The following is a 24,601-nucleotide window of genomic DNA, read 5'->3' on the forward strand; positions in this document are numbered from 1 at the left end:
TCAACACAGTGGTATTAATTTATTTCTAATAGACTTCTCTTTTTTTCAAAGTAGGAAGTACTCTTCATCCACTGGGGATGGAAGTGCTCTGTTGCGTTTGTTGTGTCTTGTCTTGGTGATTTTCGTAAAGAACTAAGTATAAAGAGGGAAGGGTGCTTTAAAAGGAAAAAGGATGACTTTAATGTACAAAAAAGGCAGCATATTGTGCTGCCCTTTTTGTTAAATTGAATAGAATGAATAGGCTATTTTTACAGCCTTGATTTAAAACTGATAGCGTATGCCACCTGAAAAGTTTGCACCGCTTATACCAGTTTTCTGAAGCTTTTGTCGATAGCTTACATCACCGTAAAGAGAGAAATTGTGAGACAGTTGTGCATTGATGCCAACGCCGCCTTCAATTGCAGGTCCCATAGGATCAAGGTCAAAATCTCTGCCAATCTGGATGGTACCATTATCACCAAAGGTTTTGATCAAGTTTGCTTTTCCATAGAAGGAAATGGCAGGACCATTTTCAGTGGTCATAATGGTTTTGGTTAAACGTCCACCAACACGGATCAACCATTGAGAAGGATTGTTCATATCAATTTTTAAATTATCAGCATCTTCAATGGTATCAAACATCAAATGTTGATAAGCAAGTTGTATTTGGGGCTCGAAGGTTAAACCTTCCATTCCGGTAGAAAATTGTTTGCCAACGGTGGTGGAAATACTCAACATCTTTACATTGTTCAATTTCGCGGTTTTACCAATGATAGCATTGGTGATATCGCCCTTTATTATCCCATAGGATAAAAGCGTATCGATATAGAAACCACTGTCATGTTGTACACTACCATAGGCAGTGAGAGACCATTTATCTAGGGTGCTTTTACTTGCATCCTGCATCTCTTTTGGAGTGAAAGACAGCTGCCCATAGGTACCTATAAGACCGAAATGTGTCGTGGTATTTTGTCCTTCTAATGCCGCTAATGTGACACCGGCTTGGAGAGCAGCATAGCGAATATCAGCACCATAACCATATTTAAGGGGACCGCGTTTCGAGGATAAGGTTCCTGTACCCCCATAGGTAGAGAGGAAGAAACTGTTTTTTAGATTTTTCTGCTCTCCCAAGACTGTTGTTCTCATATTGGCTAAAAGTGCATTTTGCTTGGCCATATCGGCCAATCCAGTATAAAAGAGGGCATTTGGCATAACCAAATAGCTTGCCATTTGTGGTACAACTGCTCTTACTTTTGAATCGGGGTCAAGAAATTCAGGCTGCAAGCGGAAGTCCCAGAAATCTTTATCCTTTTCATCGAATAAGTTTTGGTTAGCATTGGCCTTGCCATAACTTGATACTGGTCCATAGGAAGTTAGCGTATATTTATAAGGAGTTCCTCCTATGGTGGTATAGCCATTTTTCAATTTAAAGGAGTCTTCTTTTGCTTCTCCAGAAACTTGAATAAGTGAAAGTCCACCTATATTTGAAGGAGGAGAAGCATTTTCTACACTCTCTTTATCCCCTGAAACACTTTTGACATAAACTGTTGTGGTGCCTGCTACATCACCGTGAATGAGAAGCCTATCGGTTTTTTGTGCATCTATTGCAACACCATCAGTCCATATAGCGTTGAAATGAATTTCTGCCTCACCAAAGGCATTATAGACTGCTAGAATGGTTGGTATTCCAGATCCTACATGCAATGTATGATAATGATCTTCTACCGGTCCATTAAAAACAATAGAACTATCATTAAGATTGAGCACAGAAATATCAGAACGTGACCTTTGAGCAATAGCAAGCAGTTTTCCATCATCATCGGTTTCTTTTGTACTGGTTTTCAATATCCATGTTGTCTTGTTTGTCAAATCAAAGCGTACGGTTCTGTTTTCTGCAATTTTTGCTCTTCCCTTTAATACCGAGTGATTAGCATTTAGTGTAAAAGCAAAATTATTTTCTTTAGTTGAAGCTTTTGCTGCTAATAAAATATCGGCACTGATTTCTGAATTTTTGAGATTGGCTATACCGATTGATTGGTCTGCGTTAATTCCAATACTATTTTCAGTGCGAATTTTTGTATTTGTCAAGTTGATTTCTAAGGCGTTATCGTCCTCGGATTTATCAAATATTATGCCACTGTTTTCTGCTGTTGCAGAAACATTTGTTACATCAATATATCCGCTATTTTTTACAACAAATGCTGATCCTTTTGCTGCTACGGTCCCTCCATTCATTTTAATCGTGCCACCGTTTTCTGCATAAAGTCCGATGAAAGTATTGCTAATCGCTGTATTTCCATGCAATTCAATTAAGCTGTAAGGATTGCTGGCAGCTGCACCGTATCCGTTGCCATCCATTGTTGTTAGAGCAACGTCTGTGACCTTAATATGTCCACCGTTCATTGCAAACAATGCCATGGTTTTCGCAGTTACTGTTCCCCCAGTCATTATGATTGTGCCACTATTTTCTGCATCAAGTCCGGTTACAGCATTATCAATAGTTGTCTTCCCATACAATTCAATCAAGCTATTAGGATCGGTGGTAGCTGCACCGTATCCGTTACCATACATCGTTGTTAGAGCAACATCTGTGACCTTAATATGCCCACCGTTTTTTGCAAACACTGCCATGTTTGCAGCGGTTACAGTTCCTCCCGTCATTGTGATTGCACCACTATTTTCTGCATTAAGCCCGATGAAAGCATTATTAATTGTTGTCTTTCCATGCAATTCGATCAAGCTATCAGGATCGGTGGTCGCTGCGCCATAGTTACCATTTATTGTTGTTAGAGCAACATCTGTGACTTTAATATGCCCACCGCTTTTTGCAAGCAATGCCATGTTTGCAGCGGTTACAGTTCCTCCCGTCATTGTGATTGCACCACTGTTTTCTGCATTGAGCCCGATGAAAGCATTATTAATCGTTGTCTTTCCATCCAATTCAATCAAGCTTTCAGGATCGGAGGTAGCTGCTCCGTATCCGTTACCATACATCGTTGTTAGAGCAACATCTGTGAGCTTAATATGTCCCCCGCTTTTTGCAAGCAATGCCATGTTTGTTGCGGTTACAGTTCCATCTGCCATTGTGATAGTACCACTATTTTCTGTATAAAGTCCGATGAAAGCATTATTAATCGTTGTCTTTCCATGCAATTCAATCAAGCTTTCAGGATCGGAGGTAGCTGCTCCGTATCCGTTGCCATACATCGTTGTTAGAGCAACATCTGTGAGCTTAATATGTCCTCCGCTTTTTGCAAGCAATGCCATGTTTGTTGCGGTTACAGTTCCACCCGCCATTGTGATAGTACCACTATTTTCTGTATTAAGCCCGATGAAAGCATTATCAATTATTGTCTTTCCATATAATTCAATCAAGCTGTCAGGATCAGTGGTAGCTGCACCGTATCCGTTGCCATCCATTGTTGTTAGAGCAACATCTGTGACCTTAATATGTCCACCGTTTGCTGCAAACAGTGCCATGTTTGTTGCGGTTACAGTTCCATCCGCCATTGTGATAGTACCACTATTTTCTGTATAAAGTCCGATGAAAGCATTATTAATTGTTGTCTTTCCATGCAATTCAATCAAGCTGTTAGGATCGCTGGTAGCTGCACCGTATCCGTTGCCATCCATTGTTGTTAGAGCAACATCTGTGACCTTAATATGTCCACCGCTTTTTGTAAGTACTGCCGCGCTTTTCCCAGTTACAGTTCCACCCGCCATTGAGATAGTGCCACTATTTTCTGTATAAAGTCCGATGAGAGCATTATTAATTGTTGTCTTCCCATCCAATTCAATTAAGCTTTCAGGATCGGTGGAAGCTGCACCGTATCCGTTTCCGTCCATCGTTGTTAGAGCAACATCTGTGATCTTAATATATCCACCGTTCATGGTAAACAATGCTGCGCTTTTTGCAGTTACAGCTCCTCCCGTCATTATGATGACACCACTGTTTTCCGCATCAAGTCCATTTATAGCATTAGTAATCGTTGTCTCTCCATCCAATTCAATAAAGCTGTAAGGATCGGTGGAAGCTGCCCCGTATCCGTTTCCGTCCATCGTTGTTAGAGCAACATCTGTGACCTTAATATATCCACCTTTTTGTGCAAATAATGCTCTATTTCCCGCAGTCACTGTCCCTCCCATCATTATGATTGTAGAGAATAAACCGTCTGCATAGAGTCCATCACCATCAGATGATGTAACTTGAACGCTGCCTTCTTTACTATTGGCTAAAGTAATGAAGCTGCCGTTCATTACGTATAGCCCTGTGTGTTCTCCATCAAATGCTCCTCCTAATATCGTTACTTGTGAACCATCTTCTGCCGATATGCTGGTGTCTGCTTGCGTAATGGTTACATTTTCTAAAGTGAGATGACTTCCGGCAAAGGCCGTTATTCCTGTGTATAAAAACTCTTCTTTTTCATTTTCTAATTCACTTTCCCATCCAGGGTCTAATTCATTGTCCGATGTTTTCACACTTTCTAGCTTGTCTTGATCACTTATGCTGGTATTTGCATAAGTAATGGTTACATTTTCTAATTTGTTTTTATCGCTTTTACTCTCATTGAAGAACGCACCAGTTTCAAAAGCCGTAATGGTTCCTCCAGTCATTGTGATTGTGCTACCGTTTGTTGCATAAAGCCCAATTACAGCGTCATTAATTACCGTATTTCCGTGTAGTTCAATTGTGCTGTCAACATCATTAGCTATTGCACCGATTCCGGTGCCATCTTTTTTTAAAGTAACATCTGTGACGTCAATATGTCCGCCATTTTCTGCAAGTAATGCTGTATTTTCTCCAGTGACTGATCCTCCTATCATTGTGATTGTGGATTGTGCACCATTTGCATAGAGTCCGTCACCATGAGATGATGTAACTTGAACACTGCCTTTTTTATTATCGGCTAATTCACTATAGGTTAAAGTAATAGCGCTGCCTTCCGTAGCAGATATTCCTTTGAGTTCTCCATCAAATTCTCCTCCTAAAATCGTTACTTCAGAATGATCATTTGCAAATATACTGGTGTTTGCTTGCGTAACTGTTACGTTTTCTAAAGTAACTTTGCTTTTGTTGTCGGCATTTATTCCCTTGTCCATGAAGTGGCCATCTTTACCGCTTGATATTGTTACACCTTCCAGCTTATTTTTATCATTCATACTGTTTTCGAAGAAAGCGCCAATTTCAGAAATCGTAATAATGCCTCCAGTCATTTTGATTGTAGCACCATCTTTTGCATTAAGACCAAGACGAATGTCAAAATCAGTTCCTTTAATGGCTGTGTCTTGCAGTAATGTAATCGCACTGCCAAAACCTTCAGCTGTTACAGCATAAATATCCGTGTCTTTATTCCCAACCACAGTTAAATGTGTGCCGGTGATTTTCCCGTTGTCTTTCGCATTAATAATCTCATACGTTGTGTTAGATACTTTTTTTTTCTCGCCGGAAACTTCAAGAGTTTCAGCATATACATTGAGATGGGTGTTGAATAGCATGACAGCTATGACAGCTGTGCAGCATAAAAGGGATTTTTTACACATCAAGATTTTCCTAACTTATAAGAGCCACACACTCTTCCCCCGCTTATAAGAAGGATATCAAATGGATGGATATTTTAGAGATGGAACGTGAATAGGATATTTTTATTTTTGTGTAAAGTATAAATTAACTTATACATTTAGCATATAATGTATTATATTTAAATTCATTTAGTATTAAATGAATACATTATGTTAATATTATGTAAGTATTATAAGTTTTTCTATTCAAGATATGTGTTATGTTTGCATAAAACTTGTTGCTTATGCTTAAAGAAAAGAAATAGGCAAGAAAATTTCAAAAAACTGTATACTTGAGCCTGATAGGGATCTCTTCCAACATCATGAAACCAAAGATGATACCATAGCTTTCATGTTTTTCTTTAACACGGTTACGATAAAATAGCGCTCATTGATTTTTCAATCGACTTTTAGTTTTTTTCAAGGGATATTTTTACTAGTTAAAAGCGCGATATTTTATTGTCTTGAGTTTTTTAACTAATTTTCTTAAAGAAAAATGTTGGCGGTGTGTATTGGTAGAAAAGAATAGGGGAGAGATAAAAAGGCAGCATACTGTGCTGCCCTTTTTGTTAAATTGAATAGAATGAATAGGCTATTTTTACAGCCTTGATTTAAAACTGGTAGCGCATGCCACCTGAAAAGCTTGCACCACTTATACCAGTTTTCTGAAGCTTTTGTTGATAACTTACATCACCATGAAGGGAGAAATTGTGAGACAGTTGCGCATTGATGCCAACGCCGCCTTCAATTGCAGGTCCCATAGGATCAAGGTCAAAATCTCTGCCAATCTGGATGGTACCATTATCACCAAAGGTTTTGATCAAGTTTACTTTTCCATAGAAAGACATTGGACGGTTGCTTTCAGTGGAAATGGTTTTTGTCAAACGTCCACCAACACGGATCAACCATTGAGAAGGATTTTTCATATCAACGGTAAAATTATCAGCATCTTCAATGGTATTAAACATCAAATGTTGATAGGCAATTTGTGCTTGTGGCTCAAATGTTAAACTTTCCATTCCGGTTGCAAACTCTTTGCCAACAGTGGTGGAGATACTCAACATTTTGGCATTTTGCAATTTTGCGGTTTTGCCAATGATAGCATTGGTGATATCTCCTTTTAGAATTCCATAGGATAACAGTGTATCCATATAGAAACCATTGTCATGCTGCACGCTGCCATAAGCTGTTAGTGACCATTTATCCAATGTGCTCTTACTTACATCATCCATATCTTTTGGAGTGAAAGACAGCCGCCCATAGGTGCCTACAAGACCGAAATGTGTTGTGGTATTTTGTCCTTCTAATGCCGCGAATGTGACACCGGCTTGGAGAGCAGCATAGCGGATATCAGCACCATAACCATATTTGAGAGGTCCGCGTTCAGAAGATAAGGTTCCTGTGTTTCCGTAAGTATAGAGGAAGAAACCGGTTTGTTTTTCCTCTTCTTTTCCTAAGACAGATGTTCTGATATTGGCTAAAAGCGCGTTTTGTTTAGCCATATCGGTTAATCCACTGTAGAAGAGAGCATTTGGCATGACTAAGTAACTGGCCGTTTGTGCTACAGGGACGATCACACTTGGACCAGAACCAGAATCCGTTTCAAGAATTTCTTTATGTAAGCGGAAATCCCAGAAATTTTCATTCTTTTCATCAAAGAGGCTTTGTGCAACATCGGCTGTACCGTGGCTTGACTCTGGTCCATAGGCCGTTAGCGTATATTTATAAGGCAAACGATTTCTTGTGGTATAGCCATTTACTAGTTTGAAAGAGTTTTCTTCTGCTTTTCCAGAAACTTGAATGAGTGAAAGACCCCGGACATTGGCAGCAGCAGAGGTATTTGCTTCGATATTGTTCTCTTCTAAGCGCCCCGTGACATAAACTGATGTGTTGCCTGAGACGTTCCCATTGATCAAAAGCCTATCGGTTTTTTGGTCATTTATTGCAGCACCATCACTCCAAGCCGTGTTGAAGTAAATCTTTGCATCACCCGTTGCATTGTAGACTTCTTGCGTGTCTGGTTTACCAGAACCTATATGCAATGTTTGGTAATGATCTTCGGTTGGTCCATTAAAGATAATGGAGCTGTTATCGAGATTAAGCGTGGAAATATCAGAACGAGATCTTTGAGCGATATCAAGGAGATTGCCATCATCATCTTTTTCATTTTTGCTGGTTTTCAACGTCCATTTTGTATTGTTTTTCAGATCAAAGTGCACATTTCTGTCTTTAGCAATATTTGCTCTGCCCTCTAAAATAGACTGATCTGCGCTTAATGTGAAGGTGCCGTTGGAGATCGTTTTAACCTCTTTACCATCCCACAAATCTTTATCTTTCCATGATGTTTTGTCCCAAAAAATACCATCTCCTAATAATACGTCAGCATGGATTTCTGATTTTTTAAGATTGACTGTGCCGATTGATGGAGCAGCAGCATCTTCGATGCTTTTTTCAACAACAGTTCTAACGAAAATTCCTGTACCATTTTCAGCATGAAGCTCTGCATTAGTCAGATTGATCTCATTACTATGATATTTTTGCGGATCATGCGAGCTATTCGGATTATTATCAAAGAAAGTTGCGAATTGTAAACTGGCAACTTCTGCTGTGGCAGAAACATCTGTCAGATCAATATGTCCGCCATTTATTACAACCAGTGCAGCCATTTTTGCTTCTATTGTATTTTTCTTCCCCTTCTGAGGAGTATCGGATTGGGTATCTAGGCCTTTAGAATTAGTATCAATAGCACGATTGCTCGTTTTAATTGTGCTACCTTCAATGACAAAAAGACCAACATCAACATTTTGAATGGTTGTTTTGCCATTGAATTCAACTATACTATCGGCATCCCAAATGTTTACACCAACGGTTGCTGCTTCGGACTCACCACCGGTTATTGTTAAATCTCCGCTAATGATTTGACTTCCACCGTCTGCATAAAAACCTTCATCGACATTTTGAATGGTTGTTTTGCCGGTTAACTGAATTTCACTACCAGAATCCTCTGTCCGTACACCAGTGCTTATTTTGCCGAGATTTTCATTAATTGCTTTACCACCGACTACTGTTAAATTTTCGCTGGTAATTTTGCCACCATTTATTGCTCTAAGACCCTTCAAAATATTATTAATCGTTGCCGTTCCATGCAATTCAATTCTGCTATCAGGACCAAGTGCAAGTGCACCGGTTCCCGCGTCATTCGTTGTTAAAGCTATATCCGTGACATCAATCTGTCCACCATTTCGTGCCTCAAGCCCATGTGTGAATTTTTCAATGGTTGTTTTTCCATTTAGTTCGATCTTGCTGTTAGGCAGGTCAACTCCTACACCAGTGCTTTCTTCTTTTGCTCCAGAACCGATGAGTGTTAAATTTTCGCTGGTGATTTTACCACCATCAAATGCTCCAAGACCGTTCAAAGCATTGTTAATCTTTGTATTGCCTTTTAATTCAACTATGCTATCAGAACCAAGTGCAAGTGCACCGTTTCCGAAGTTATCGGTTGTTAGAGTAACATCCGTAATTTCAATACGTCCACCATTTTTTGTAAGTAATGCGTTTTCATGTCCATTCAAATTTCCTCCTATGACAGTCCCTCCTTTCATTGTGACCTTGGATTCTATACCATCTGCATGGAGTGCATTACCCTTAGATGATGCGACTGTAACATTGTTGTTTAAAGTAATGATGCTGCCGTTTCCAGCATATACCCCATCAGTTTCCCCATCGAGTGATCCTCCAGAGATTGTTATTGTCGAGTGATCATCTGCAAATATGCCTTTTAGTGCTTGAGTAACGGTTACATTGTTCAAGGTTACTGTGCTGTTTTTAGCACTTATTCCTAAGGATAGTGAACTGTTATCGTTTTCACTCGATATTACCACGTCTTCCAGCTTGTTTTTTTTACTCTTACTGTCAGAAAAGGAAGCACCAGTGCTAGATAAAATGCCAGATGAGGAGGCCTCCATTCCAGAATATGTAATTGTTCCCTTAGTCATTTGAAGTGTAGCACCGTCTTTGGCTTCAAGGCCTAAGAAAATACCAGAACCAGTGCCTTTAATGGTTGTGCCATCCAGTAACTCAATCGCACTGTCAGCACCTTCTGCTGTTACAGCATAGACGGTTTGGTTTGTGCCTTGGTTTATATCTTTATTCGTAACAATGGTTAAATGTTTTCCAATGATTTTGCCACCGTCTTTTGCGTGAATAGTTTCGTAGGTTTTATCGGATACTTCTTGTTGTTTTCCCTCAGAAACTACGAGGGTTTCAGCATGTGCACTGAACTGGATATTGAACAGGATAATAGCGGCTGCAGCTGTGCATGATAAAAGGGATGTTTTATACACTAGTATTCTCCTTATGATAGCCCCCAAATATTCATTTCCCCGCGAACTTCATAAGAAGAAGTGAAAATGGATAGTTGTTATTAATTTCAGTAATTGTCTTTATTTGGTAAGACATTTTTGGTTTTTTGTCAAAATTAAAAAATAATTGATATTAATTATGTCTAATACAAAATGTATTTATAATTGATTTTATTTAAAGAATTATAATTTTGAATATTATTATTCAGAGAAATATTGTGAGATACTGATATAGTGGTACCATAACATCTTTTACGTGATGGTAGGGATTATTATATGACGCAAATTGGGGTTATGAGGGAACAAAAAAGGATGTAGAAGAAGCTAGTAAAAAAGCTAACTTACTTGGGCTTAAAGTGGGCTTTCATCTTTCAACACAGTGGTATTAATTTATTTCTAATAGACTTCTCTTTTTTTCAAAGTAGGAAGTACTCTTCATCCACTGGGGGTGGAAGTGCTCTGTTGCGTTTGTTGTGTCTTGTCTTGGTGATTTTCGTAAAGAACTAAGTATTAAGAGGGAAGGGTGCTTTAAAAGGAAAAAGGATGACTTTAATGTACAAAAGGGGCAGCATATTGTGCTGCCCTTTTTATTAAATTGAATAGAATGAATAGGCTATTTTTACAGCCTTGATTTAAAACTGATAGCGTATTCCTCCTGAAAAGCTTGCACCAGATATACCAGTTTTCTGAAGCTTTTGTTGATAACTTACATCACCATGAAGGGAGAAATTGTGAGACAGTTGCGCATTGATGCCAACGCCGCCTTCAATTGCAGGTCCCATAGGATCAAGGTCAAAATCTCTGCCAATCTGGATGGTACCATTATCACCAAAGGTTTTGATCAAGTTTACTTTTCCATAGAAAGACATAGGACGGTTGTTTTCAGTGGAAATGGTTTTTGTCAAACGTCCACCAACACGGATCAACCATTGAGAAGGATTGTTCATATCAACGGTAAAATTATCAGCATCTTCAATGGTATTAAACATCAAATGTTGATAGGCAAGTTGTGCTTGTGGCTCAAATGTTAAGCCTTCCATTCCGGTTGCAAATTCTTTGCCAACGGTGGTGGAGATACTCAACATTTTGGCATTTTTCAATTTTGCGGTTTTGCCAATGATAGCATTGCCGATATCTCCTTTTAGAATTCCATAGGACAACAGTGTATCCATATAGAAACCATTGTCATGCTGCACGCTGCCATAAGCTGTTAGTGACCATTTATCCAATGTGCTCTTACTTACATCATCCATATCTTTTGGAGTGAAAGATAGCCGCCCATAGGTGCCTACAAGACCGAAATGTGTTGTGGTATTTTGTCCTTCTAATGCCGCGAATGCAACACCGGCTTGGAGAGCAGCATAGCGGATGTCAGCACCATAACCATATTTGAGAGGTCCGCGCTTGGAAGATAAGGTTCCTGTGTTTCCGTAAGTATAGAGGAAGAAACCGGTTTGTTTTTCTTCTTCTTTTCCTAAGACAGATGTTCTGATATTGGCTAAGAGTGCGTTTTGTTTAGCCATATCGGTTAATCCACTGTAGAAGAGAGCATTTGGCATGACCAAATAGCTTGCTGTTTGTGGTACAGGAGCAACGGTAGGGATATTTGTTTCAGGATCAGGATTTGAACCAGAATTGGAGCCAAGCAGTTCGGGTTGTAAACGGAAATCCCAGAAATTTTCATTCTTTTCATCAAAGAGGTTTTGCGCAATATCGGCTTTTCCTTGGCTTGAGTCTGGTCCATAGGCACGTAGTGTATACATATCTGGTAAACCATTTCTTGTGGTATAGCCATTTACGAGTTTGAAAGAGTTTTCAGTTGCTTTTCCAGAAACTTGAATGAGTGAAAGCCCCCGTACATTAGGAGCAGCAGAGGTATTTGCTTGACTACTGTTCTTTTCTACGCGTCCTGAAACATAAACTGATGTGTTGCCTGAGACGTTTCCATTGATCAAAAGCCTATCGGTTTTTTGATCGGCGATTGGTGCTCCATCACTCCATTGTGCGTTGAAGTAAATTTTTGCGTCACCAGAGGCATTGTAGACGGCTTGCGTGTCTGGTTTACCAGAACCTATATACAAAGTTTGGTAATGCTGTTTTTCTGTTGGCTTGCTAAACATAATGGAGCTGTTATCGAGATTAAGCGTAGAAATATCGGAACGAGATCTTTGAGCAATATCAAGTAGTTTTCCATCAGCATCTTTTTCATTGTTACTGATCTTCAACGTCCATTTTGTGTCGTTTTTCAGATCAAAGCGTGTTTGCCCATTTTCGTCATTTCTTACACCGCCTTGTAAGACAGAATGGTCTGCGGTTAAAGTAAACATTTCAACAGGTTTTGTCTTCTGCTTTATGTTTTTGAATAACGTATCTGCAAGGATTTTTGAATTTTTGAGATTAATTTTTCCCATTGATTCATCGGTATTTATTCCAATACCATTTTCAACGATCAGATCTGTATTGGTCAAATTAACTTCACTGTTTTGCCAATCTTGTGGATTACTATTACTTAGGCCATTTAACTTATTTTTAGACAAATCTGTAAAATTCACCCCAGCAACCCCTGCTGTTGCAGAAGTATTTGCGAGATCAATATGTCCATTTCTGTTTATCTTTAGTGCAATTAGTGTTGCATCTATTTTGTTTTCAGCGCCATTGATCATCTTAATCGTGCTATTGGATGCGACAAGTCCAAAATCAACTTTTTCAATCGTTGTTTTTCCGTTTAATTCAATGACGCTATTTGCAGCAGCATTTACACCCATGCTGGGCAGTTCGATTCCCTCAATATTTGTTCTCTTCCCTTTTATCGTTAATTCTTCACTTGTGATTTTGCCTCCATCCGTTACATAAAGACCAAAGAGAGTCTTCGTAATCGTTGTTTTTCCTTTTAATTCAATGACGCTGTTTGGGCCCTCAGCTGATGCGCCTGTAACTGAACTTTCGCCATTTTCTGTGAGTGCAACATCTTTAACATGAATATATCCACCCAAAGTTGCATATAATGAATTATTACTCCCAGTAACAGTTCCTCCTGTCATGAAAATTTTTGATTGCTCACCAATGGCACTCAGCGCATTATGCTCAGATGAAATGATTTTCGCACCATTGTTTAAAGTAATGCTACTGCCGTTTTGAGCAATTATTGCTTCTCCTTTTGCCTCAAAAGATCCGCCGGTGATTGTTATTTGAGATTTGTTATCTGCTAAGATGCTGTTTTTTGCTTTCGTGACGGTTACATTATTTAAAGTGACAATACTTCCTTTGTCAGCACTTATTCCTTTATCCATAAGAAAGTCATCATTTCCGCTTGATATTTTTACATCTTTCAGCGTGTTTTCTTTGCTGGTGGTGTTAAGAAATGATGCACCTACTGCTTTGTCTCCTGTGACCTCAATCGATCCTCCGGTCATCTTGATTGTCGCATCATCACTTTCGGCTTTAACACCGATCGAAGCATTTTTAATTGTTGTGTTACCATTCAATTCAATAGTGCTGTGACCTCTTGCAAAAGCACCGAATTTTGTTCCTTTACCATCTGCTGTGAGCACAACATCTTTAACATTAATATATCCACCAGCTTTTGTATATAATACACTATTGCTCCCAGTAACAGTTCCCCCTGTCATAAAAATTTTTGATTGCTCACCAATGGCATTGAGCCCATCACCGTTAAGTGATGTGATTTTTGCCTTATTGTTTAAAGTAATGATACTACCGTTTCGAGCATTGATTGCTGTTTCGTTTGCCTCAAAAGATCCATCGATAACTGTTACTTGAGTTTGGTTATCTGCAAAGATGCTGTTTTTTGCTTTTTTAACAGTTATATTTTTCAAAGTGAGTTTACTTTTTTTTTCAGCTTTTATTGCGTTATAGGGTTCGCTGTTTTCACTTGTTATTGTGACATTTTCCATATTTCCGTTACCAGCATTTAGCTGAATAGCGGTTTTATCAACATTGATAGAACCTCCTGTCATTTTGAATGTAGCGTTGTCCGATATATTAACGCCGTATTCATAGGAAGATTTAGTTCCAAGTGGAGCACCAATGATGGTATTGTCCGATAATTCAATCAAACTATCGGATCCTTTAACGGTGACAACGGTTGTAACAGATGGTGGTGTTGGAGAGGTACTCCCCAGCTTTAAATTCTTGCCGATGATTTTTCCACCCGTTTCTGCCCAAATATTCTCGTAGCTTTCTTTAGAGACTTCCATTTTTTTTCCATCAGAAACTTTAAGTTCTTCCGCTTGTGTGTTGTGGTAGGTCCCAAATAATAGAATTGCTGCAATTGCTGTATATGATAAAAGAGACTTTTTAGACATTTATGTTCTCCTCACTTAAATTAAGCTACAAAAATTAAGCTACAAATATTTTTCCTGTTTTCCATATCTCCACTTGTTATAAGAAGAACAAACAATATAAGAAAATAAATAATGGTCTATAAAAAACATTCTTCCTGATCACTATTTTATAATTTACTTATAGTCAAATTAAAAAACATAATAATTAATGTATATATTTACATTTAAGTCATATTATATTTATAGTTTTATTTATTACGTATTAAATATATAATTAAAAATATTAAAAATGATATTTAAGGACAATATTATAAGCAAATGATCGTTGTTTGTTTGTACTTTTTTAAGGGTATCACAGTACTGTCATATATTTTGATGCATTAAGGAGAATAAAGGGGGGACAGCATCGTTGGGAACAGCCGTCAGCAAAAATTAAAAAAGTTTACTTAATTTTAGATCTGAGGTGTTTTATATTGGATGCAATGTGTTTTATAAATATGCTAAAGAGCACTGATTGATGCTTTTATAAATCTTAGTTTCTTCTTGAGTATTTTAATAAAGTGGTTGATGTCTTTGTTTTTTGGGTGTATTTAATTAAACTATCTGCGTAAAGAAATATTTTGCAGTATGTTTCCTGTGTCAAGAGGAAAATAATAGTAGCTTGTGCTTTTTATTTACTTACGACAGTAAAACTTTACATTTTCTTTTTGCTTTGAGAAAAAGGGGAAGGGGATTTTATGAAGCAAGCGCGATTTATCAATAAATATATATAAGGTGTTTTTTCTGAAAGTTTTGCTTTCACTTGGAGATGAAGCGCTTTGCGACATTTTTGTTTATGAGAGATAAATGCCATTCAATATCTAAGACAGCGTAAGGGGCAGATTTCTCAAAAACACTGAATTTATTTTCACCCTTAAGCATAACCACCCGCTTTGGTGCATATTTTCATTCTTTTGCGCAAAGACTGCTACACGCATTTCACGCTCCCCAATTCCAGCAAATTGGCAAGACCTTCCACAGCTGTCTTTTCAGGATTATAACGAAAGCGCTTTTTTACCTGTGTACGAGCAACTGCTTCAATCTGGTATGCATCAAAAACTATACCTAGCCTTGTCAATCAATAAATCTTGATGGAGATGATCTTGGGAAGATAAAGAACAAAAGCTATTCGAGCAATCTTTTTATGAAAGGGTGTCAAGAATAAAAAAGGCAGCACATCGTGCTGCCTTTTTGTTAATACATAGAAAAGAAATACGCTGTTTTGACAGTTTTGTTTTAAAACTGATAGCGTATGCCGCCTGAGAAATTTGCTCCAGATGTACCCGTTTTCTGAAGCTTTTGTTGATAGCTGACATCACCATGAAGCGAGAAATTGTGGGAGAGTTGTGCATTGATGCCAACGCCGCCTTCAATTGCAGGTCCCATAGGATCAAGGTCAAAGTTTCTACCAATATGAATGGTACCATTATCACCAAAGGTTTTGATCAAGTTTACTTTTCCATAGAAAGACATCGGACGGTTGTTCTCAGTGGAAATGGTTTTTGTCAAACGTCCACCAACACGGATCAACCATTGAGAAGGATTTTTCATATCAACGGTAAAATTATCAGCATCTTCAATGGTATTAAACATCAAATGTTGATAGGCAATTTGTGCTTGTGGCTCAAATGTTAAACTTTCCATTCCGGTTGCAAACTCTTTGCCAACAGTGGTGGAGATACTCAACATTTTGGCATTTTGCAATTTTGCGGTTTTGCCAATGATAGCATTGGTGATATCTCCTTTTAGAATTCCATAGGATAACAGTGTATCCATATAGAAACCATTGTCATGCTGCACGCTGCCATAAGCTGTTAGTGACCATTTATCCAATGTGCTCTTACTTACATCATCCATATCTTTTGGAGTGAAAGATAGCCGCCCATAGGTGCCTACAAGACCGAAATGTGTTGTGGTATTTTGTCCTTCTAATGCCGCGAATGCAACACCGGCTTGGAGAGCAGCATAGCGGATGTCAGCACCATAACCATATTTGAGAGGTCCGCGCTTGGAAGATAAGGTTCCTGTGTTTCCGTAAGTATAGAGGAAGAAACCGGTTTGTTTTTCTTCTTCTTTTCCTAAGACAGATGTTCTGATATTGGCTAAGAGTGCGTTTTGTTTAGCCATATCGGTTAATCCACTATAGAAGAGAGCATTTGGCATGACTAAGTAACTGGCCGTTTGTGCTACAGGGACGATCACACTTGGACCAGAACCAGAATCCGTTTCAAGAATTTCTTTATGTAAGCGGAAATCCCAGAAATTTTCATTCTTTTCATCAAAGAGGCTTTGTGCAACATCGGCTGTACCGTGGCTTGACTCTGGTCCATAGGCCGTTAGCGTATATTTATAAGGCAAACGATTTCTTGTGGTATAGCCATTTACGAGTTTGAAAGAGTCTTTTTGTGCTTTTCCAGATACTTGAATGAGCGAGAGGCCACCTATATTTGAAGGATCAGCAGCATCGACTACACTACTTTCATCTCCAGAATCGCTTTTGATATAAACTGTTGTGGAGCCTGAGACATCACCGTGGATCAGAAGTCTATCGGTTTTTTGATCGGCACTTACTACGCCATCACTCCAAGCAATGTTGAAGTAAATCTTTGCGTCTCCCGTTGCACTATAGACCGCTTGCGTGTCTGGTTTACCAGAACCTATATGCAATGTTTGGTAGTGATCTTCTGTTGGTTTCTCAAAAACAATGGAGCTGTTATCGAGATTAAGCGTGGAAATATCAGAACGAGATCTTTGAGCGATATCAAGCAGATTGCCATCAGCATCTTTTTCGTTTTTGCTGATTTTCAACGTCCATTTCGTATTGTTTTTCAGATCAAAACGTACATTTCTGTCTTTAGCAATATTCGCTCTGCCCTCTAGAGTAGACTGATCAGCGCTTAATGTGAAGGAGCCATTGGAGATCGCTTTAACCTCTTTATTGTTCCAATAATTGTCATTTTTCCAAGATTTTGGATCTTCGAAAAGACCATCTCCTAACAATACATCAGCATGGATTTCTGAATTTTTGAGATTTGCTGTACCGATTGATAAAGTTGGAATATCTTCAATGTTTGTGTTAGTAAAAGCTCCAATGAAAATTCCAGTACCATTTTCAGCGTGAATATCTGCATTGGTTAAATTGATTTCACTATTTTGATGTTTTTGCGGATCATTTGATTCATCGGTTTTGGTATTAGGGAGAGCTAAGAACTGCAAGCCGCTGATTCCTGCTGTTACAGAAACATCTTTGAGATCAATATGTCCATTAGCTGCCGCCCATAGTGCAACTTTTTTTGCTTCTATTTTATTTTTTATTGTATTCTCTGTTGCTCCAATATAACCATTCGTCATCTTAATTGTGCTATTATTTCCTGCAAAAAGACCAACATCAAAATTTTGAATGATTGTTTTACCATTTAACTTAATTAAACTATCAGTTTCTGCAACGTTTACACCAACGGTCATTGTTTTACTTTCACTACCGGTTATAATTAAATCTCCGCTAATGATTTGACTTCCACCGTCTGCATAAAACCCTTCATCGACATTTTGAATGGTTGTTTTGCCCATTAACCTAACTTCACTACCAGAGTCCGATGTCCATATACCAGTGCGTTCGTTGTCGGAGCCTTCAAGTGCTTCACCACCGATTATCGATAAGTTTTCGCTAATGATTTTACCACCGTTAACTGCTCCAAGGCCGTCCAAAGTATTGTTAATTATTGTATCACCATGCAATTGAATTGTGCTGTCATTGCCACTTACAAATGCACCGCTTCCTTTTCCCTCTGTTGTTAGAGCAACATCTGTGGCATCAATATGCCCACCGTTGATTGCGAATAACGCTGTTTTGTTCGCGGCTACGGATCCTCCCGTCATTATGATCTTAGATCCTGAACCGTCTGCAAGGAGTCCTTCGCCATTAGATGATATAATGTTAGCATTGTTTTTTAAGATAATCGTACTGCTGGCTTCGGCGCTTCCTCCTACATCATGTCCACTAAATGATCCTCCTGAGACCGTTATTGTTGAGTGATCATTTGCAACTATACTGGCGGCTGCTTGAGTCACTGTTACATCTTTTAAAGTGACGGTACTTTTATCTGCTTTTATTCCAAAGTTCAGTAACGCATCGTCTTTATTATTCGATATCTTCACACCTTCTAGCTTGTTTTCACCGCTGTTACTGTTTAAGAAGCCGGCACCAACTAGAGAAGTTTTAATGGTCCCTCCAGTCATGTTTATTGCGCCACCATCGTTTGTTGTAAGTCCAATTTCACTATTACTAATCGTTGTTCCTTCAAGCAATTCAACTACACTGCCTTCGCCATTAGAAAATACACCAGACGATATATCTTCGTCACCTAGAGATACATCTGTAACATTTAGAGACACATTTGTGACCGTAATATGTCCACCATTTTCAGCAACCAATGCATTACCTTTCCCCGTGACGGTTCCTCCCGTCATGCTGATGGTGGAGTTTGAACTATTTGCATAGAGTCCAATGTTATCAGATGATGTAATGTTTGCATTGTTGGTTAAAGTGATGGCGCTGCCGTTTTGAGCAGATATTGTTGTATTTTGTGCATGAAATGATCCTCCTGAGGCTGTTATTGTCGAGTGATCATCTGCAACTAAGGCATTGGTTGCTTGCATGACGGTTACATCTTTTAAAGTGACGGTACTTTTATCTGCTTTTATTCCAAAGTTCAGTAACGCATCGTCTTTACTATTCGATATCTTTACACCTTCTAGCTTGTTTTCGCTGTTGTTACTGTTTAAGAAGCCAGCACCAACTAGAGAAGTTTTAATGGCTCCTCCAGTCATCTTGATTGCACCATCGTTTAGTGCTTGAAGCCCGAGTGCACTATTACTAATAGTTGTATTTCCAAGTAATTCAATTACACTGCCTTCACCAACAGAAAATACACCAGACGATATATAGTCGTCACTTGGAGCCACATCTGTGACAGTTAGAGCCACATCTGCAACAGTAATATGTCCACCATTTTCAGCAACCAATGCATTACCTTTCCCCGTGACAGTTCCTCCCGTCATTGTGATGGTGGATTTTGAACCTTCTGCATAGAGTCCAACATTATCAGATGATGTAATGTTTGCATCATTGGTTAAAGTGATAGTGCTGCCGCTTTTAGCAGATATTGTTGTATTTTGTGCATGAAATGATCCTCCCGAGATTGTTATTGTCGAATCATTCTCTGCAAATATACCGGCGGCTGCTTGAGTCACTGTTACATCTTTTAAAGTAACGGTACTTTTATCTGCTTTTATCCCAAAGTTCAGTGGCGTATCGTCTTTATCACTCGATATTGTCACATTTTCTAGTTTGTTTTCATGACTGTTACTGTTTAAGAATCCAGCACCAGCTGCAGAAGCTGTAATGGTTCCTCCAATCATCTTGATTGCGCCATCATTTTGGAATGCAAGCCCGATTGCACTACCACTAATTGTGGTCTTTCCAAGCAATTCAATTACACTATTTGCGCCATTAGAAAATACACCAAATGACTTATCGCTATCATTTGTTTTTAGGGTAACATCTGTAACAGTAATATGACCACCATCTTCAGCAACCAAAGCACTCGCTTTTCCCGTGACGTTTCCTTCTATCATTGTGATGGAGGAGTTTGAATCTTTAGCATATAATCCAACATCATCAGATGATGTAATTTTTGCACCGTTTGTTAAAGTGATGGCGCTGCCGTTTTGAGCAGATATTGTTGCATTTTGTGCATGGAATGATCCTCCCGAGATTGTTATTGTCGAATCATGATCTGCAAATATATCGGCGGCTGCTTGAGTCACTGTTACATCTTTTAAAGTGACGGTACCTTTATCTGCTTTTATTCCAAAGTTCAGTGGCGCATCGTCTTTACCACTCGATATTGTCACATTTTCTAGTTTGTTTTCACGGCTGTTACTGTTTAAGAAGCCAGCACCAGCTGCAGAAGCTGTAATGGTTCCCCCAGTCATCTTGATTACACCACCGTTTTGTGCTTGAAGCCCGATTGCACTATCACTAATCGTTGTCTTTCCAAGTAATTCAATCATGCTACCAAGGTCATCAGAAGCTACACCAATTCCATCACCATTTGTTTTTAGGGTGACATCTGTAACAGTAATATGGCCACCGTATGTTGTCGTTACTGCTTCCTCTTTCGCTGTAATGCTCCCTCCTGTCATTTCGATGATGGACTTTGAACCTTCCGCATAGAGTCCAGCATCGTTATATGATGTAATTTTTGCACCGCCAGTTAAAGTGATGTTGCCGCCGTTTTGAGCAAATATTGCTGCTTTTTCTGCATCAAATGATCCTCCTAAGACTTTTACTGTGGAATCATATGCATCTATGGCAGTTTGTGCTTGCGTCACTGTTACATTATTTAAAGTGACATTACTGTTAGTTGCCTTGATTCCATTGATTAGTGGCGCATCATCTTTCCCACTTGATGTCACTACATCTTTCAGTTCGTTTTCTTTGCTCTTGCTATCTAAAAAGAATGCACCAACTTTGGACGCTGTAATGCTTCCCCCAGTCATTGCGATTGCGCCACTTTCTTGTGTTTTTAACCCGATTGTCGCATCATTGATCTTTGTATCAGATAATTCAATCACACTGTTTTCACCTTGAGACAATGCGCCGAATCCACTCTCAATTTTAGTACCCTTATTATATGCAGGGTTATCTCCTTCTGTAGTAGGTGCACTTGTGGTATCTTCCTTAGCTGTTAGAGTACCGCCCGTGACTTTAATATGACCACCGTCGTTTGTATACAATGCTGCGTCTTTTCCAGTTACGCTTCCCCCAGTCATTTTTATGGTGGTATTTTCATCATCGGCATGGAGTCCGTTACCATTAGATGAGGTAATGTTAGTACCGCCATCTACAGTAATGGTGGTGCCGCCCATAGCATATACGCCATCCATTTTACCTTCGAATGATCCTCCGGATACTATAACTTGAGAAACGACATCCGCAAGTATACCAGTTTCTGCTTGCTTAACTGTTACATTTTCTAAAGTGATAAAACTTTCGTTGTTTATTTCTATTCCAAGGAGTGATGATGCTTCATTTTTATTATCTGATATCACTACATTTTGTAGTATATTTCTACTATTCTTACTATCATCAATATAAACACCAGTTTGAGAAGCTGTAATGTTCCCCCCAGTCAGGTTGATGTTAGCGCCGTCTTTTACAGAAATACCAAAACGAACATCAGAATCAGTGCCTTGAATATTTAAGCCATTTAATTCAAGCGCACTGTTAGCACCTTCAACTGTTACAACATATTTATCGCTACCTGTGTCTGTATTTGTGTTTTTATTTCCAGTTACAGTTACAGTACTGCCGGTGATTTTTCCTTTGTCTTTTACATAAATAGTCTCGTACGTTTTTCCGGATATATCTTTTTCTTCGTTGGCAACATCAAGAGTTTCAGCATGTGCAGTGAACTGGATGTTGAATAGTATGATAGCAGCCGCAGCCGTGCATGATAAAAGGGATGTTTTATACACCAGTATTCTCCTTATGAGAGCCCCCAAATATTCATTTCCCCGCAAACTTCATAAGAAGAAGTGAAAATGGATAGTTGTTATTAGTTGTTATTAATTTCGATAATTGTCTTTATTTGGTAAGACATTTTTGGTTTTTTGTCAAAATTAAAAAATAAATAATATTAAATTTGTATGAATTTACATTTAACACACAGTGTGTTTGTAATTATTTATATTATATAATTAAATTTATTGTAAATCTATATTATAGAAATTATAAATATTATTATAATACTTACATAAGTTATATTATTTTTATAAAGTAATAATAGTATTTTCTGTAATAATTCTGAATTTTTATAACTTGTAAAAGTAAGTGATGACGGTAATACTCAAACACTATTGCTAGCACTTTTGATTATTTATACCTTATTTATCATAATATTCTAATATATTTGATCTTGATATCCAAAGGAGTTGGGTGCTCTAATATAAGAATACATTCTTTCTCCTGTTGGGGATATTTTAATACTATACGACTAAGTTTTTATAAGCTGTTGATGTATCGATGACATTTGAAAGAGCCAGAGCCCAAGCTTATAAATCTTAATCAATGAAGATGCTTCAAGTTGAAGGCTTGAAATCAACAGTGCTTTTATATCATCAAAGTGCACCTTCATTGAAGGATTATTGCTTTCGTTATTTCGAATTTTTGACATATTTTTGACAATAAAATCTAAAAAATTGCTTCTGAGGAATTTTTTAATATAATATGTAACGTTTTTATGGCGATAGGTTTATGAGATATAAAGTTGAATTGGTAATCACCGTGATTGCTTTTACTCTCTCTGGTTGTTTTAATCTTGATTCTGAAAAAATAAAAAGAGACAAGAGGCTTTATCATGATGCATTCATGGATTGGTCGATGAAAGAAAAGTCTCTTACAAAAAATTATACTGCTATCATTATGGCTGATCCGCAACCGTGGCGTTTAAACTCTGGTGATGCCAATGGAATATCAAACAGAGAGCCATGGTTAAAGATAAATGAGCAGGTTGCTGGTGTGATAAAAGCGCACAAAGCTGCATTCCATATTGTCAATGGTGATCTGACGGAGTTTGGACAACAAAAAAACTATGATGATTATGAAAATGTTTATAAAACTCTTGGAGCACCTGTCTATGAGGGGCTAGGGAATCACGATTATGCCAATAATGTTGGTAATTGTACAAATCCTCAAGAATTCAGCTTTTACAAAGATGCTTGTGCTATAAGTGCAGTTTCAAGAATGGTATCGGAAATCAAAAAATACCGTAGTCAATTATCGCATTTCAATGCAGATGTTACTGAAAGCTTGGTTCCCATTTCGGGTGGAAATATTCGCTCGATAAGGGGGAGTTTGAGTTATTCTTGGGATTATGGAGATGTTCACTATGTGCAGCTTCACAATTATCCAAGCTATACGGTTGGTTTGAAGGGGCAGTCTACAGAAGTGCAAATCAATAAATCTTTAGATTGGCTTAGGAACGATTTAGCTGCTGCTGATGCAAGAGGTAAAGTGACAATCATTAATTTTCATGATGCGCGTGCTGCTTCCATTGATGGTGAATCCTTTTTTATTCGTAAAAAGAATGCTAAAGATTTGTCGGTCTTTAAGTCAATTATTACCTCTCATAATGTTAAAGCAATCTTCGTGGGTCACACGCATTATCAGTCTTATTGCCGTGCGAAAAATGATAAGGTTTTTGGAAATATCCCTATCTATACAGCTGGTGCGCTTTTTAATGGAGATTATTACCTCATAGATGTGAAAGGCAAGACCATTCACGTTAAAGCCTATAATGGAGAAATAGGAAAACCGCTTTTAATTAAAGATCTTGGTGTTATAGGGAAAGACACCCAATTTTCGGCAAGTTGCAGTAAGTTATAATAGGATTTGTTTCTTTGTCTTAAAGCATGAGGGAAAAAGCGTATTATATGTGCGGACTTGAAGAGCAGTAGGAGTGTCTAAATGTTATTTAGAAATAGAGTGAAAAATCAGACATATTTTTTTCAAAGCTGCTAAGATTTCAGGTTATACGCTATAAGTACAATGGTTTAATGTGAACTGAGCTTTAATACAAAGCAGAATAATGGTTTGTTATTCTATTTTTTCTTTTTAGGCTTTCATCTTTGAAGAAAGGGGAGTTTGTCAAGGGTGTGTTCATAATTTGCTAGCACATGTTGTCCAGAATTATCAAGAAGGCTGTTTCTATTAGTTTGTTGCAGTATAATTATCAAGTTATGCCCTTTGTTAGAGTTTATAATATCTACTCATGGGTAACTCTTTTCTTTTTCATAAGAAAAGCTTTTTATTTTGATCAATTTTTTACTTATAATCTTCAAACAATTGATGTTTTGTGATGCTGTATAATTTCTCTTGATTAACCGTATGAACTTTTAGTTGTATTACAATTTTATCTTCTTCTTTTATACGTAAGTAAATCGTTACAATAATATGATACAAATATTGGAGTCTGTTTATAGCTGTTATGGTCTCATGCAATTATCCTTAGATGACTCTCACGTGTTTTGGCAGTTTTATCTTTTCTTTGAGAGAGGAGTAAAAAGGGGATTTTAAAAAGTTCTAGTTTAGAAAGAGTTTTTTTACACAGGAAAAGCTCTCGGAGAGTGCCAAGGCTGGTATGGAACAAGCGGGCGAAGATTTAGCGAGTTGGATTGGTGAAGGCTTTATGTCGTCTATCTCATAATTGATGGATTATTGTAAATCTTTGCCTAGCCGCATTAAGGGGTGGATTGGTTCCATTGATGTAAGAGAGTTTTTGCCAAGTTTTTTGG

6 protein-coding genes and 1 pseudogene are annotated in these 24,601 nt (G+C 38.1%); 1 reads left to right on the top strand and 6 read right to left on the bottom strand.

All coding sequences use genetic code 11. From position 1 onward, the window contains the following. Nucleotides 1-261: 261 nt before the first annotated feature. From ACFINS_RS08355 to ACFINS_RS08380, 6 genes and pseudogenes are all read right to left on the bottom strand, one after another. Nucleotides 262-5,520, bottom strand: coding sequence for an autotransporter outer membrane beta-barrel domain-containing protein (locus ACFINS_RS08355; RefSeq protein ID WP_375706079.1), 5,259 nt, complete (start codon nucleotides 5,518-5,520; stop codon nucleotides 262-264). Between the two features lie 629 nt (nucleotides 5,521-6,149). After that, entirely contained in the window at nucleotides 6,150-9,881 is a 3,732-nt protein-coding gene (locus tag ACFINS_RS08360; RefSeq protein WP_375706080.1) for an autotransporter outer membrane beta-barrel domain-containing protein, read from the bottom strand. A 650-nt stretch (nucleotides 9,882-10,531) separates the two neighbouring features. Beyond that, nucleotides 10,532-14,224, bottom strand: a complete 3,693-nt coding sequence (locus tag ACFINS_RS08365) for an autotransporter outer membrane beta-barrel domain-containing protein (RefSeq protein WP_375706081.1) — start codon at nucleotides 14,222-14,224, stop codon at nucleotides 10,532-10,534. Between the two features lie 946 nt (nucleotides 14,225-15,170). Next, a complete protein-coding gene (locus tag ACFINS_RS08370) occupies nucleotides 15,171-15,320 on the bottom strand; it encodes a hypothetical protein (protein ID WP_375706082.1) in 150 nt (49 codons plus the stop codon). A gap of 158 nt (nucleotides 15,321-15,478) precedes the next feature. Then, complete coding sequence (locus tag ACFINS_RS08375) at nucleotides 15,479-18,712, bottom strand: autotransporter outer membrane beta-barrel domain-containing protein (protein ID WP_375706083.1); 3,234 nt, start codon at nucleotides 18,710-18,712, stop codon at nucleotides 15,479-15,481. A gap of 666 nt (nucleotides 18,713-19,378) precedes the next feature. Further along, a pseudogene (locus tag ACFINS_RS08380) lies at nucleotides 19,379-21,784 on the bottom strand (beta strand repeat-containing protein); the annotation flags it as partial. A gap of 778 nt (nucleotides 21,785-22,562) precedes the next feature. Between ACFINS_RS08380 and ACFINS_RS08385 the strand changes: the two are divergent. Beyond that, on the top strand, nucleotides 22,563-23,693 hold the full coding sequence (locus ACFINS_RS08385; RefSeq protein ID WP_375632454.1) for a metallophosphoesterase: 1,131 nt from the start codon (nucleotides 22,563-22,565) through the stop codon (nucleotides 23,691-23,693). Nucleotides 23,694-24,601 lie beyond the last annotated feature (908 nt).

Source organism: Bartonella sp. AA2SXKL, assembly GCF_042197205.1.
GTDB lineage: Bacteria > Pseudomonadota > Alphaproteobacteria > Rhizobiales > Rhizobiaceae > Bartonella.